Raw genomic sequence first — 13,740 nt, forward strand, 5'->3', positions numbered from 1 at the left:
CGAATTAGTATCGAAATTCGAAATATAAACTCGGACGTAGTTAAGCCGAATGCTGCGCAAGCCCGAGAGCGCGGGGGCTATCTTACTGATTCAATGGGATGAATCAGTCCTCGCGGAAGGCGCGATTGAAGCTGTCGGTGAAGGGCGAGAGCAGGTAGTCGATCGCACGGCGGGACCCGTTCACGATCAGCACCTCGGCGGTCATGCCGGCGTGGAGCGCGATTTTATTCTCGCGAAGGCTCTCAGGTTTGATCTCCGCGCGCACGACGAAATAGGCAATGTTGGTTTTCTCGTCGACGAGCTGGTCGGGGGCGACATAGGTCACCTGCGCCAGCAGCGGCGGCAGGAGCCGCGAATTGAACGCCGTCAGCCGGATACGCGTTTCCGCCCCGACGCGGATGACGTCGATGTCGCGGGGGTCGACCTTTGCCTCGACGATCAACGGCTCCTGCTCGGGCACGATATCGAGGATGGATTCGCCGGCCGCGATCGCGCTGCCGGCCGTCCTCATCCGGATGTTCGCGACGATACCTTCCTGCGGGGACAGGACGACGAGCCGGCGCAGCACGTCCTCCGCCTGGACGATCCGTTCAGTCACCTCCGAGAGTATGAGCTGGCTCTCCTGAATCTCCCGGGCCACCTCGTTCTGGCGCTCGAGAGTGATCGAGAGAATCTCGAGATTGGCGCCGGCCACGGCCTGCTCGGCCTTGGCCTTCCGCGCAGCATTCTCGCCAGCACGGCCGGTGAGTTCGCTCTGTTTGGTCTGTAGCTCCACGAGCTGAGTGCGCTTGGCATAGCGCTTCTCGTAGAGTTCCCCGATCACGCGGGTCTCCTCGTCGATCAGCGTGCGCTGGTAGCGTATGGCGTCGATCTGGGCCTGGAGCGCTTCGGCTTCCGCCTGATGCTGCTCGATGACGCGCTGCTGGATGCTGATCTTGCCGCCATAGACCTGCGTGCGCGTCTTGAAGAGACCGCGCTCGGCGCGAACCACCTCGCGCGCGATCGGCGTCCGATCCCGCTCGATATCGTCGGGAAAGTCGATCTCCGTCGCATTGGCCTGTTCGGTCCTGAGCCGCGCCAGCTTCGCCTCGAGCCCGACGCGTTTGCCTCGGAGCTGCTGCAGCTCGGCTCCGGCGCGGGCATCCTCGAGCCGCAGCAGCGGCTCGTCCTTGACGACGCGCTCGCCCTCGGCCTTGAGCAGCATCTTGAGGACGCCGCCTTCGAGATGGCTCACGGTCTTGCGCTTGCTGTCGACGGCCACCACGCCGCTCGCCACCGCGGCATTGTCGAGCCTCGCCGTCATCGCCCAGGCGCCGAAGCCGCCGAAGCCGACGCCAATCGCCGCGACCCCGGCCAGAACCAGGCTCCGCAGGGAGGGCTGGCGCTCGTCCTCAGGTTCCGGCAATGCCGACAATGCAAGGGCGCGGCCCTGCAGCGTGACCAGTTCCCGCCCCGTCATGCCGTCACCTCGCGAATGGCACTGGATGCCGCCGGAGCCGGGGGCCTGGCGGCCGGGTCCATCTCGACGAGGCCGCCCGGCGTGATCATCCCGGCGATTGCGGAGCGCGGCCCGAACTGCTGGACGCGGCCCTCCCTCAGCACGAGAATCTTGTCGACGACCTGCATCACGGAAGGGCGGTGGGCGATCAGCATCACGATCGCGCCGGCCTCCCGCGCCGCGGTGATGGCGCGGATCAGGCTCTGTTCGCCCTCGGCATCGAGGTTGGCGTTGGGTTCGTCGAGCACGATGAGCCGGGGCATGCCGTAGAGCGCACGCGCGAGCCCGATGCGCTGACGTTGGCCGCCCGAGAGCTTGAAGTCGCCATCGTTGACATGGGTATCGTAGCCGAGCGGCAGCCGCCCGATGAGCTCGTGAACGCCCGCGATGCGGGCGGCCTCCAAGATGGCGTGCGGATCGGGCTTGCGCAAACGCGCGATGTTCTCGGCGATGGTCCCGTTGAGCAGCGAGACCGACTGCGGCAGATAGCCGACCATCGCGCCGAAGGAGCCACGCTCCCAGAGATAGACATTGTGGCCGTCGAGATAGATCCCGCCGACATTCGGCTTGAGCACGCCGACCATCAGCCGGGCCAGGGTCGACTTGCCGGCGCCCGACGGGCCGACGATGCCGAGCACCTCGCCGGGCTGGAGCGTGAAGGATACGCTCTTGATCACCGTCTGCTCCGAGCCCGCGGGGGCGAAGACCACGCGATCGACGACCAGTTCGCCCTGTGTCGGTGGCGTCGGTACTGTCTGGCGTTGTGAGGTTCGCGACTGCAGCAGCTCCTTGACCCGGTTCCAGGCGGTCGCCGCCAGCACCCATTGGCGCCAGTCGGCGATCATCGAATCGAACGGCGCCAGCAGGCGGCCGAGCAGGATGCTCGCGGCCATCAGTGTGCCGGCCGTCACCTCATTACGGATGATCAGGACCGCGCCGGTGGCGTAGATCGCAAGCTGCATCGTCATGCGCGAGGACCGCGTCAGCGCGGCGATGAATTTGCCGCGCCGCGTGCCGATATCGAGATGCTCGATCATCGCGAGTTGCTGGCTGCGCCAGCGGGTGGCGAGCGCCGGCAGCATGCCCATCGCCTCGATCGTTTCGGCATGGCGCAAGCTGGCGCCGACGTCGTTGATGCTGGCGACGCCTTCCGCATTGGCCTCCTTCAGCACGCGCCGCGTCAGCACGTCGGAGAGCACGCCGAGCACCAGCAGGATCACCAGCGAGACGATGCCGACGAGGCCGTAAACCGGATGGAGGGCGAAAAGCACGGCGAGGAAGATCGGCGACCAGGCGGCCTCGAGCGGCGTCGCGATGGCGGAACTCGCAATGAAATAGCGGATGTCGTTGAGGTCGCGGATGGCCTGCGTCGCCTGTCCGGAGCCGTGCTCCAGCGAGGCGCTGACGGCCGCCTGCAGCGCCGGCAGGTTGAGCTGGCGCGCAAAAATGCTCGCCATCGTCTGGAAGGTCAGCGAGCGGATGAACTCGATCACGCCGTACAGGACGAGCCCGATGACCGCGATGACGAGCAGCATCGTCAGCGTGTCATAGCTGCGGCTGACGACGACGCGGTCCTGCACCTGCATCATGAAGAGCGGCACGATCAGAAGCAGGAGATTGACGAACAGGCTGAGGAAGCCGGCGTAAGCCAGGCCTCCCGCGAAAGAGCGCTGCAGGCCACGGATCAGCACGTCCGGCGCCATTGTCTTCGCCTTCATTCAGATCTCCGGATCGAGGGCCCGCAGTTGGGCAAGGAGCTGGTGCAGAGCAGAGTCTGCCGCCAGCCAATTGGCAGGTTGACACGCCAGTCATGGCAAGACAATGACAGATCATCATCCTGTAAGATCCGGTTAATATCGACAATTAAGGCAAAAAAGCGAAACAATTCAAAAGTCGAAACAGTTCGTTTGGATGAGCCTGTCGATAAAATCTTTAAATCTCGCGACCGGAGGTGGCATGTGCTTTGCGTGTAGGCTAATCCTCGGGTGTGGGATTCGTTCGGGTCGGGGTTGCCCATTTTGATAGCAGGCGGAGTAGGAAATGCAGTCCAAGCCGCATAGCAGCGACCAATTCCTGGACAGGATCTTGAACGGCCATCACCACAGAGGCGCTGAACCACCGCCGGACGCGGATGTCGCATCACCGCGCATAGCGGTCTCGCCGCTCGATCTCGCGCGAGTCATCGAGCGGGTCAGCCGGCGGTTTCTCGACTATATGCGGCTGGAACTGACCAAGCTCGGCGTGGACGACATCTCGCCCTCGCAGGTGATGGTGCTGCTCACGATCGGGCAGGGCGAGATCGCGGTCCGCGATCTGCTGGACCGCGGCCATTATGTCGGCTCGAATGCCTCCTACAACCTGAAGCAACTGGTGGAGAGCGGCTATCTCGAGCGCGGAGCCTCGCCACGCGACCGGCGGCTGGCGCGCATATCGCTTTCCCCCAAGGGGCAGATGCTCTGCGAAAGACTGCGCCTGATCGATGATTCGAGCCCGTTCGGCCAGAACCTCGAGTTCAATGCCGAGGCCGATCTTCAGACGGCTTACGACACGCTGCGGCGGCTCGAGCAGTGGTGGAGCGATTCGTTGCGTTTCGGAGGCGTCCTGCTCGCGTCATGCATGTCCTATTCGTTCATCGTTCCGGATCTGGTCAATTCGCTCGGCTGATCGCGCGCCTCGTTGCCGAGGGCGCCGATGTCACGCTGGTGACCGAGCATGCGGCGCCCGCACAGGCGGGTGTCAGGCAATTGACCTATGCGGTCGGACGATCGACCACGACGCATGCCGGGCTGGCGGCGACGGATTATCACATGCGCACCGGCGAGGCCGTCGCCGGTGTGCTGCGGCGGCTTGCCCGCACCGACCCGCCTGATGTCGTCATCGGGCATATCGGCTGGGGCGGCTTGCTGTTTGCGCGCGATGCGCTGCCGGCCGTGCCGCTGATGGGCTATTGCGAGTACTACTACAACAGCGCGGGCTCCGATCTCGACTTCGATCCGGACGCTGCGATCTCCGATGCCGAACGCCACCGCATCCGCATGCGCAACGCGGCGCAGTTGCTGACGCTGGAGACGCTCGACGCGGCCTATGCGCCGACCCGGTGGCAGCAGCAGCAGTATCCTGCGCATCTGCGCCAGCGCATCGCGGTCTGCCATGACGGCATCGATTCGAACGCCTGCCATCCCGATCCGGACGCCATCTTGCGCCTCCCCGATGGTCGCGTGCTGCGACATGGCGATCCGGTCGTGACCTTCGCGGCCCGCGATCTGGATCCCTATCGCGGCTATCCCCAGTTCATGCGCGCGGCTGCGCTGGTCGCGGAGCGATATCCCGATGTGCTGTTCGTGACCGTCGGCGGGGACGGGCCGGGCTATGGCCGGGCGCGGCAGGACGGGCGCTGCTGGCGCGAGGTGATGCTGGCCGAGACCGGGCTGGCGGATCGCATGGTCCACATTCCCTGGCTCGCGCCCGACCAGTTGGTCCGGCTGTTCCAGGTCTCGGCGGCCCATGTCTATCTGAGCGTGCCGTTCGTCCTGTCCTGGTCGCTGCTGGAGGCGATGGCCTGCGGCGGCCTGATCGTCGGCTCTGATACGCAGCCGGTTCGGGAGGTGATCACCGACGGCGTCAATGGCCTGCTGGCACCGTTCCACGACACGACTGCGCTGGCGCGCCGGATCGAGGAGGCGCTGCCCGGAGGGGCGATGCTGGGCTCGCTGCGCCGCGCCGCGCGCGCGACCATCGTCTCGCATTATGAGCGCGAGCGCTGCATCGACCGCCAACTCGGCTGGATCGCACGGCTTGTCGAGCAGAGCGAAGCTCTGTCTGCCTGACGAAGCGCCGCGCTACTGGAGAGTGGCGTAGCCGGCTTTGCGGAAGGTCATCGCCTCGGTGATCACGCGGCCGGAACGCACCGGGCGAAGGCCCGCTTCTTCCCAGCCATCGGCCGCCATCAGGCGCGAGACCATGCTATGCAGGCGTCGGAGGTGGTCTTCGCGGTCATCGTCGAGCCAGTTGCCCCACCATTCCTCGATCAGACGGATCAGAGGCTCCAGCGGCGGTGCGCCGCTTTCCGCGGCGTATTGCAGCGCCGCGTGGCCGGCGGGCGATGAAATGACCTCCCAGATCTGGAGAGGTTCTGTGCCCCTCAACATCGAACTTGATCCCTGTTCGCTGAAGCCGCCTTCTGCGGCCACTGGCTGTTTGCCACACTACGCGCCATGCGGCTAAGTGGATGCCGGATTTTGCTGAATTATTTCTCGACACGATTGCGTAGCGAGCCAGGCTTTCGTGAAGCTGACGGCGACCGGTCCGCAGCCCGATCAAGCGCCCCGCCACCTCCGCGGGTTCGCATCCTCTCCATCGGCTCGACAGAGCTCCCCCGGCAAGTCAGCGCATGCTGATCCGCCGGCTCAGATCGTGAGAGGGCTTTTCGACATGGCGCCAGAAGCCATAGGCGCTGGCGACGCAAGCGGCGACGATCAGCACCAAAATCGCCGCATCAGCCAGGATCGAGACGCCGAGCAGCTTGTGCCCGACATATCCTGCCGCGCCGGTGACAGGATTGTGGATGAGATAGAGCGAGTAGGAGATCATCCCCAACCATGGGCCGAGCGGGCTTGCAGGCTTGCGCTGCGCCAGGCCGGAGAGCGACGTCAAAAGCAATATGGCCGCCGTGATCGCGCTTGCGAGCATGAACGGATCGCGGCTGGCCACCATGGCGGCGAACAAAAGCGCGCCTCCCGCGCGCGCCCAACCATGCTCGACGCCCTTGTAAGCCATGACGCCCGCGAAGAAGGCAGCCCAGAGATCGAGGAACAGGCCGGGCCTGAAATCTGCCAGGCCGCCGACAGCGCTGGCCACCGCCAGGGCGAACATGACGCCCCACAGCGCCGGTTGCCAGAGCGCGCGCCGGGACGCGATCACCAGAAGGCAGGCGAAGAACAGATAGAACTGCACCTCATAGGCGAGCGTCCAGTAGACGACGTTGATCACCGGGGTGGCGAGGATCGTCTGCAGGTAGACGATATGCGCCAGGAGCGTGCTGCTGTCGGGCAAGGCGTAGGGCTCGTGCTTCACCCGGGACGAGAGATAGCCCATCGCCAGAACGAACAGGATGGACGCCCAATAGGGGGGATCGAGCCGGATCGAACGACGCAGCGCGAACTTGCCGAATGTCCACCAGGACAGGGGCATGTCGCGCAGGCTGTGGGCGATGACAAAGCCACTCAGCGCAAAGAAGATCGCGACCCCGAAATGGCCCCACCGGAAAAGAACATCGCCCAGCCACGCCGGCATCGTCGCAACCAGCCGGCTGATATGGCCGCCTTCCTCCGCGTGGAACAGCACCACCCACATCGAGGCGATGCCGCGCATCGTTTGAACGAGGGGGAAATGCGTCCCCCGGCCGATGCGGGACTTCGGGGCGAGCGTTACCTGTGCTGGCGCCGGTTCTGCTTCCTTCGCCTGCGCTTGCTGTCCTCCGTCCAATGCGGCGCGCTCCTTCTCTCGTGCATGGCATCGCGACCCTTGCCCCGGGATCGGGCCATCGCCCTGCGCGTTCGGCGGCTGGCCAACGACGTCGAAACGCGGAGCGATTTCTCGGTGATCTACTCCGCGGCTCGAAGGAGTTGGGGAAGCGTCATGTCAGCATGGCGCAAGGCCGTGCGCATATGCTCGGCGACGACGCGGACATGCGGCTCGAGGACCATGCTGTCATGGTTGCCTGGGACCTCGGTGATGGTCAGCTTGTCGATATAGGGCGTCCAGCCATTATCCTTGGACACCAGGTTGCGCACGTCGTTCAGCTCGCGCCCGGCAGAGATCTTATACCGGACATCAAGCTTGGGCCGCAGCAAGAGACAGTCGGTGCGGATCGGCTTGACCTGATAGGCCCACAGCGCTCGCAGGAACGCCGCTTCGATGACGGCATTATGAAACTGATCCGCAGCGGCGGTATTTCCGCCCTTGCGCTTCCTGCGCAGCTCCATTTCCCATGCGATCCGTGACTTGATCCAGTTCGCGACGAAGGAGCCTTTCTGGCGCCGCGCATCCTGCAACTTCATCGACAGGCGGTCCGGGAGGGACAGGGTGACGCGCTGGGGCAGCGGCGTATCCAGCAGGATCACGACAGAAGCGCTCTCGCCGGCTTTCTCCAACTGCTGGGCTATCTCGTAGGCGACCATGCCGCCCCCCGAGAAGCCGCCAATGCTGTAGGGCCCGACCGGCTGCACGGCCCGCATTTCGGCCAGATAGTCCCGCGCCATTTCCTCGAATGTCTCGTGCGGGCTTTCGCTGCCGAAGAGACCCTTCGCCTGCAGGCCGTAGACCGGCCGATCCTGGCCGATATGCAACGCCAGATGCCGGAGGTTGAGGATGTTCCCGAACATCCCGGCGCAGATGAAGAATGGCCGCCCACCCGATGCCGGGCCGCCACTCATCGGAACCAGATGGGTATAGCGCGTCGCGACGATGGCCGGTCTCGGGCGCGCGGTATCTGCGGCGTCGGCTGTGTTCGTCGTCACGCCGGACTGTTCCAGCAGCGCGGCGCATTTGGCGATGGTCGGAGCCTCGAACAGCACCGATATCGGGAAGTCGACCGCATATTCCGCCTTGATCATTCGAAACAGGCGCACTGCGATCAGCGAGTGCCCGCCAAGGTCGAAGAAGTTGTCGTTCGCGCCGATTCTCTTCACGCCAAGGAGCTGGGTCCAGAAGCCCGCGAGCGTCGTCTCGATCCCGGCCGCCGGCTCGGCATAATCGACGTCGCCTTCGGGGCGTTCAAAGCCACCATCGGGAGCTGCAGCCGGTTCGTTGTGACGGACCGGCTTCATCAGCATGTGCAAGTCCATCGAACTGACGACGACCTGCGGCAGGTCGGTCGCGATCGCGCGGAAGAATGCCTCGAGCCCTTCTGCAGGACGAATTCCCTGATCGACGAGCTGTGCGAGTTGCTGCTGGGCAGGCGACAGGTTGTCCTGCGCGGGCTTGGCCCGCTTCATTCCGTGCACGTGTTCGATGGCCGGGCGCCGCTCGGCAGCGCCCGCCGCTGCGAACGACTTGCCGACACGCCTTATGGTGAAATCGCTCGCTTCCATGAGGACCGAGCCGTCAGGCCTCGCGATGACGATGTCGAATGTCGCGTAGTCGTCACCGAGGTCCTGGCCGGGCTGGATGCGGGCCCAGCTCAGAATGCGCTGCGGCAGCGGGCCATGATACCGGATCTGCCCATAGCCGGCCGGGACCCACAACGATTCGGCCGGGTTGTAATCATCGATCAAGCCCATCGCGAAGCCGGTCGCGATGTCGAGCAAGGCGGGGTGGGCGAGGTAGCCCGCTTCGAGGTCGCCCTTGAACGCTTCGTCGAGTTCAAGCTCGGCCAGCTTTTCGCCGACACCATGGCGGATTGCCGTCAGCACGCTCCAGCGTGGACCGAAGCGCAAATGCTCTTCCTGTGCGGAGCGCAGCTTGCCGCCGACCGCACTTTCGTCCGAGCTGTGGCTGCGCTCGATAATGGCCTGGACGTCCAGGGCTGCAGGGCTGACGGGCGCCGCCTGGACGATGGTGGCTTCGGCGTGGACCTGCCTCGCGCCATCGTCGGATTCGCTGTGGACCGTCGCCGACAGGCGGCCTGCGCCTGCCGGTGCGATCTGAATGACGACGCTGCGCGTTTCGTCGTCGGCGATGGGCAGCGGGGCAAGGAAGCTGAGTTGCTCGAGTTCGATGGCGCCGGCGAAGCCAAGCTCGCGAGCAGCCTGGATCAGCAATTCGACATAACCCGTCCCTGGCCAGACGGCTTCGCCCGACTTCAAGCGATGCTGGTCCAGAATCCAGTGGCTTCCGGGACCGCATGTCAGTTCGAGTCGGACCGATCCATTGGGTTCGGAGCGACGGAAATCGATCAGCGGCTGCGCAACCGCCACGACGTCTGAATCATCTCGTCTGACGGAACTGTCGATCTCGCGCGCCGCGAGTCCGATTTCATTCCATACGCCCCATTGCAGAGCCAGAACGCGCCGATGCGCGCGCATGGCATCGCTTTGAGCCACGGCATTAAGATAGGCATTGGCCGCAACGTAGTCGATCTGGCCCGCCGGAGCCGTTGCCGCGCTGGTGGAGGAGAACAGCACGACGATATCGAGCTTGCGATCGCCCAGGGCCTCATTCAGCACCTCGGTGCCATAGACCTTGGGCGCCAGAACCGTTTCGAGATCAGCGGTCGATTTCATCTCGACAAGGTTGTCTTTGATGACGCCGGCCGTGTGCAGAACGCCGTCGAGCACTCCAAATACGGTTTCCGTCTCGGTGACGACATGCCTCATCTCGTCGATGTTCGTGACGTCGCCTTGCATGTAGACGGCCTTGCCGCCGGCGTTCTCGATCGCGTGAATGGCTCGTATCGCCCGGGCGACACGGCCCATTCGCAGTGACTCGGCTTCAAAGGTGCTCCACGTTTCGCGCGGCGGCAATTTCATGCGACCGACCAGGACCAGGCGCGCCTGGAAGCGCTCGGCGAGCCCCTGAGCAAATGTAAGAGCGAGATCGCCGAGTCCGCCCGTGATCAGATAGACGCCGTTTGTCTTGAAGGGAGACTTGTCGGCTTCCGCGGCGTCCAGACGGATCTTGTCGAAACCGTGCAGCCAGCGACGGCCCTTCCGGTATGCGACGACTTCGCTCGATGCCTCTGCGGCCGGCCCCCTGGCCGCCGTGGTCAGATCGTCCCAGAGGAGATCGAACCAATCCGGCATGGCGCGCTTGTCGCCTGAAAGGGCAAGTGCCAGCGATTTCAAACCGAGGCGCCTCGCCTTCGAGGCGGCCCCATCATATGGGAGATCAATCGCCCGCACCGAGAGGTTCTCGTATTCCTTCGGCAACACCAGAACGGCGCCCAACACGGTCGACTTGCCCGGATAGCGGACATTCTCGTCGCCGACCCGCTGCATCCCGTTGGTGATGACGGTCAGGGCAATGTCATTCGTAATGTCTGCCTGGCTCAACGCACGGGCGAGGTGAAACAGCGTGTAGAATCCGCGTTCCTGATTCTGGTGAAAGAAGCTCGATCCAGGGCGATGGGCTTCATCAGCGGTATAGAGCCACAGATTGACGATATGATCCGGCAAGCAGCCATCAGCAGCGAGATGGCCGAGCAGGCTGTCAAATCCCTCCTGGCCGTCTTCCGGACAGAGCACATAGTTCGTCTGATCCAGGCGCCGGAAGCTATCCCCCACCGCGACAGCGACAACGTCATGACCGAGCGACTTCAATCGGACGCTTAACTCGCGACCCAATCCGGCGTCGTCCATGAAGATCAGCCAGCTCGTCTTGACCGGACCGACGCCGACGCGCACCGCCGGGACCGACTGTGTCCAGGTGACCCCATATCCCCACTCCGCCAGGTCTTCGAGCTTGCGCGGGAGCTCGTCCTGAGAAGGCTGTGCCGAAGCAGCCACGGGCTCGATGAAGTAGGGCTGCTGGCGGAAGGCATAGCTCGGCAGGGCCACCCGCCGGGCGGAGCCCTTGCTCCACAGCCGCGTCATATCGACCGGCAGACCCAGAGCCCAGGCCGCCCCCAGAGCGCCAAGCAGGTGAATGTGGTCGTCGACCGGCTCGTCGGCGTGCGGCAAGCTGTTGACGATCTGGTTCTGGTCGACAGAGCCCTGAGCCTTGATCAGCGACGACAGCGTCTTTCCCGGACCCACTTCGATAAACACACGCTGGGGGTCGGCGATGCGACTGATGCCCTCGGCAAACCGGACCGTCGAGCGCAGGTGCCTGACCCAATAGGTCGGATCGCGCGCCTGGTCGGCCGTCAGCATCTCTGCGGTGAGGTTGGAGACGATCGGGATTGACGGCGAGCGCAGCGGAATCGAGCGTACGAAAGCCTCGAAGCGGCCGAGGATGGGCTCCAGCATGCGCGAATGAGCCGCGATGTCGATCGCCACGGGTTGGGAATCGATCCCGAGCGCGGCGAGCTGTTCGGCGAAGCGGTGGAGCTCGACCTTGGTTCCCGAAACGACGCAGAGTTGCGGTGCATTCACGGATGCGATGTCGAGCTGGGGCGGCAAATGCGCCTTGAGGTCCGACTCGCTCAGCGGCACGCTCAGCATGCCTCCGCCCGAAACCTCGTCGAAGAGTTCTCCGCGAATTCTGACGAGGTTGACCGCGTCACGGAAACTGAAAACGCCGGAGATACAGGCCGCGGCGTTCTCGCCCATCGAATGGCCGATGAGAACGGAAGGCTTGAGGCCCCAATCGATCCAGAGCCGCGCCATCGCGATCTCGACGATCAGGATCGCGGGCAATTGGATCGACGGCCTCTGAAGAGTGCTGGCCTGGTCCGGCGTCGTCGCAAACCAGGCGCTTCGGATTTCCTGGGCGGCGTCAGCTGTAAGGTACCCCAAGCCCTCGTCGACGATCGCCCGAAAGCGTTCATCCTTGCGGTAGAGCGCTCGCGCCATGCCGGCATGCTGCGCGCCACCGCCCGGGAACACGAAAGCAGCCTGAGCTGCACCTTCCAGCGCACGGCGACTGGAGCCCCGGCGCGATGACGAATCGCGACAGATCGCGATCGCGTCATGGCGCCCCGAGACGGGAATGATCCTGCGGCTCTCGAAATGCTTGCGCCCGGCAAAAAGCGTGAAGGAGGCGTCCGTCAGCGAAAGGGCCGGATCGCTCTCCAGCGCGTCGGCAAGCCGCTTCGCGGCCTCATCGAGCGAGTGCTTGTTGCGCGCAGACAGGACCAGAAGCGCAGGCTGATCGTCGCGCTCGCCGGCCGCCTGCGCCGCGGCGATCGCGGGCGGCGACTGGATGATGGCGTGCGCGTTCGTCCCGCCTACACCGAGCGAATTGACCGCCGCGATGCGGAGGCCATTCTGCGGCTGCCAGTCGTGAAGGGCGTCGTTGACGAGGAAGGGGCTCTCCGCGAAATTGATCGTCGGATTGGGCTTTTCATAGCCGAGGGTCGGCGGAATCAGGCCGCTCTTGACCGTCATCGCCGCCTTGATCAATCCGATGACGCCGGCGGCGGTGTCTGTGTGCCCGATATTGGTCTTCACCGAACCGATCCGGCAGAAGCCGCGGGATGTCGAGCTGCGGCGGAACGCCTGCGTCAGCGCCTCGACCTCGATCGGGTCACCCAGATATGTGCCGGTGCCATGACATTCAACATACCCGACCTGATCGGCGCTGATGCCGGCCAAGGCCTGAGCCTCGATGATCGCGGCGGCTTGGCCGGTCACGCTGGGAGCAAGATATCCAGCCTTGCTGGCGCCATCATTGTTGACAGCCGTCGCCTTGATGACGGCGTGGATCGGATCGCCATCGCGAATGGCGTCTGCGAGCCGCCGCAGCACGACCGTGCCGACGCCGCTGCCGAAGACCGTTCCTGCCGCCCGGTGATCGAAGGCGCGGCAATGCCCGTCCGGCGACAGAATTTCGCCGTCCTGATAAATATATCCGCGCCGATGCGGAAATTCGATCGTGACGCCGCCCGCGAGCGCCATGTCGGACTCGCCGCTCAGCAGGCTCTGGCATGCATAGTGAACGGCGACGAGCGAACTGGAACACGCAGTCTGGACGTTGACGCTGGGGCCCCTCAGATCGAAAAGATACGAAACGCGCGTCGAGAGGAAATCTTTGTCATTGCCGGTGTGGCGCAGCAGAAACATGCCGACCTGATCAACGAGCTGGCGATTGCTGCAGACATTGAAGTAGAAATAGCTGCCCATGCCGCAGCCGGCAAACACGCCAACCGGGCCTTCAAACGAATCCGGCATTCTGGTTGAGTTCTCGAATGCCTCCCAGGCGCATTCGAGAAAGTTCCGATGCTGCGGATCCATAATGGCCGCTTCCTTGGGACTGACACCGAAGAACTCGGCGTCGAACATCTCCATGGCAGGCAGCGGGGCAGCGCGCGGCACATAGTGAGAATTGCGCATGCGTGCTGGCTCCTCGCCGGCCGCCAGCAGCGCTTCCTCGCTCAATGTTTCAATCGACTCGCGCCCGGAAACCAGGTTGTCCCAGAACTCGGACAGCGATCGGGCGCCGGGCGCCCTAACTGCCATGCCGATAATGGCGATATCATTCTGGTCCATAAAAGGTCACTCGTCATCATTTCGGGGGGCGACAGCCGCCATATAATGAAGGCCTCTACGGTACCCCAAGTCCCGTGATCGATACACCCCTGTACCAAGTTCTGCGGATTAAATTTGGATTTGGTTACCTTGCTGTCTGGTCACGCTCGAGGGTCG

General features: G+C 64.2%; 7 protein-coding genes. 2 read left to right on the top strand and 5 right to left on the bottom strand.

The features are described 5' to 3' along the window. Positions 1–103: 103 nt before the first annotated feature. Positions 104–1,459, bottom strand: coding sequence for an HlyD family type I secretion periplasmic adaptor subunit (locus tag C8D03_RS14755; RefSeq protein WP_108047224.1), 1,356 nt, complete (start codon positions 1,457–1,459; stop codon positions 104–106). Further along, on the bottom strand, positions 1,456–3,216 hold the full coding sequence (locus tag C8D03_RS14760; RefSeq protein ID WP_108047226.1) for a type I secretion system permease/ATPase: 1,761 nt from the start codon (positions 3,214–3,216) through the stop codon (positions 1,456–1,458). Before C8D03_RS14760 ends, C8D03_RS14755 begins: the two co-directional genes overlap by 4 nt. A gap of 367 nt (positions 3,217–3,583) precedes the next feature. Between C8D03_RS14760 and C8D03_RS14765 the strand changes: the two genes are divergently transcribed. After that, on the top strand, positions 3,584–4,162 hold the full coding sequence (locus C8D03_RS14765; protein WP_248308476.1) for a MarR family transcriptional regulator: 579 nt from the start codon (positions 3,584–3,586) through the stop codon (positions 4,160–4,162). Further along, entirely contained in the window at positions 4,111–5,325 is a 1,215-nt protein-coding gene (locus C8D03_RS14770; protein ID WP_108047229.1) for a glycosyltransferase, read from the top strand. The genes C8D03_RS14765 and C8D03_RS14770 overlap by 52 nt, the downstream gene beginning before the upstream one ends. A gap of 12 nt (positions 5,326–5,337) precedes the next feature. Here the strand turns inward: C8D03_RS14770 and C8D03_RS14775 are convergent, their stop codons facing one another. The 3 genes from C8D03_RS14775 to C8D03_RS14785 form a co-directional block, all read right to left on the bottom strand. Continuing rightward, on the bottom strand, positions 5,338–5,646 hold the full coding sequence (locus C8D03_RS14775) for a hypothetical protein (protein WP_108047231.1): 309 nt from the start codon (positions 5,644–5,646) through the stop codon (positions 5,338–5,340). Between the two features lie 235 nt (positions 5,647–5,881). Continuing rightward, complete coding sequence (locus C8D03_RS14780; protein WP_108047233.1) at positions 5,882–6,868, bottom strand: acyltransferase family protein; 987 nt, start codon at positions 6,866–6,868, stop codon at positions 5,882–5,884. 233 nt (positions 6,869–7,101) lie between these two features. Next, complete coding sequence (locus C8D03_RS14785; RefSeq protein WP_108047235.1) at positions 7,102–13,584, bottom strand: type I polyketide synthase; 6,483 nt, start codon at positions 13,582–13,584, stop codon at positions 7,102–7,104. Positions 13,585–13,740 lie beyond the last annotated feature (156 nt).

The organism is Bosea sp. 124, assembly GCF_003046175.1.
In the GTDB taxonomy this organism is placed as follows: Bacteria; Pseudomonadota; Alphaproteobacteria; order Rhizobiales; family Beijerinckiaceae; genus Allobosea.

Excerpts from the sequence above, each read along its gene's own strand:
- C8D03_RS14755 (WP_108047224.1), bottom strand. The coding sequence starts at position 1,459 with ATGACGGGGCGGGAACTGGTCACGCTGCAGGGCCGCGCCCTTGCATTG.
- C8D03_RS14760 (WP_108047226.1), bottom strand. The coding sequence starts at position 3,216 with ATGAAGGCGAAGACAATGGCGCCGGACGTGCTGATCCGTGGCCTGCAG.
- C8D03_RS14770 (WP_108047229.1), top strand. The coding sequence starts at position 4,111 with ATGCATGTCCTATTCGTTCATCGTTCCGGATCTGGTCAATTCGCTCGG.
- C8D03_RS14775 (WP_108047231.1), bottom strand. The coding sequence starts at position 5,646 with ATGTTGAGGGGCACAGAACCTCTCCAGATCTGGGAGGTCATTTCATCG.
- C8D03_RS14780 (WP_108047233.1), bottom strand. The coding sequence starts at position 6,868 with ATGCGCGGCATCGCCTCGATGTGGGTGGTGCTGTTCCACGCGGAGGAA.
- C8D03_RS14785 (WP_108047235.1), bottom strand. The coding sequence starts at position 13,584 with ATGGACCAGAATGATATCGCCATTATCGGCATGGCAGTTAGGGCGCCC.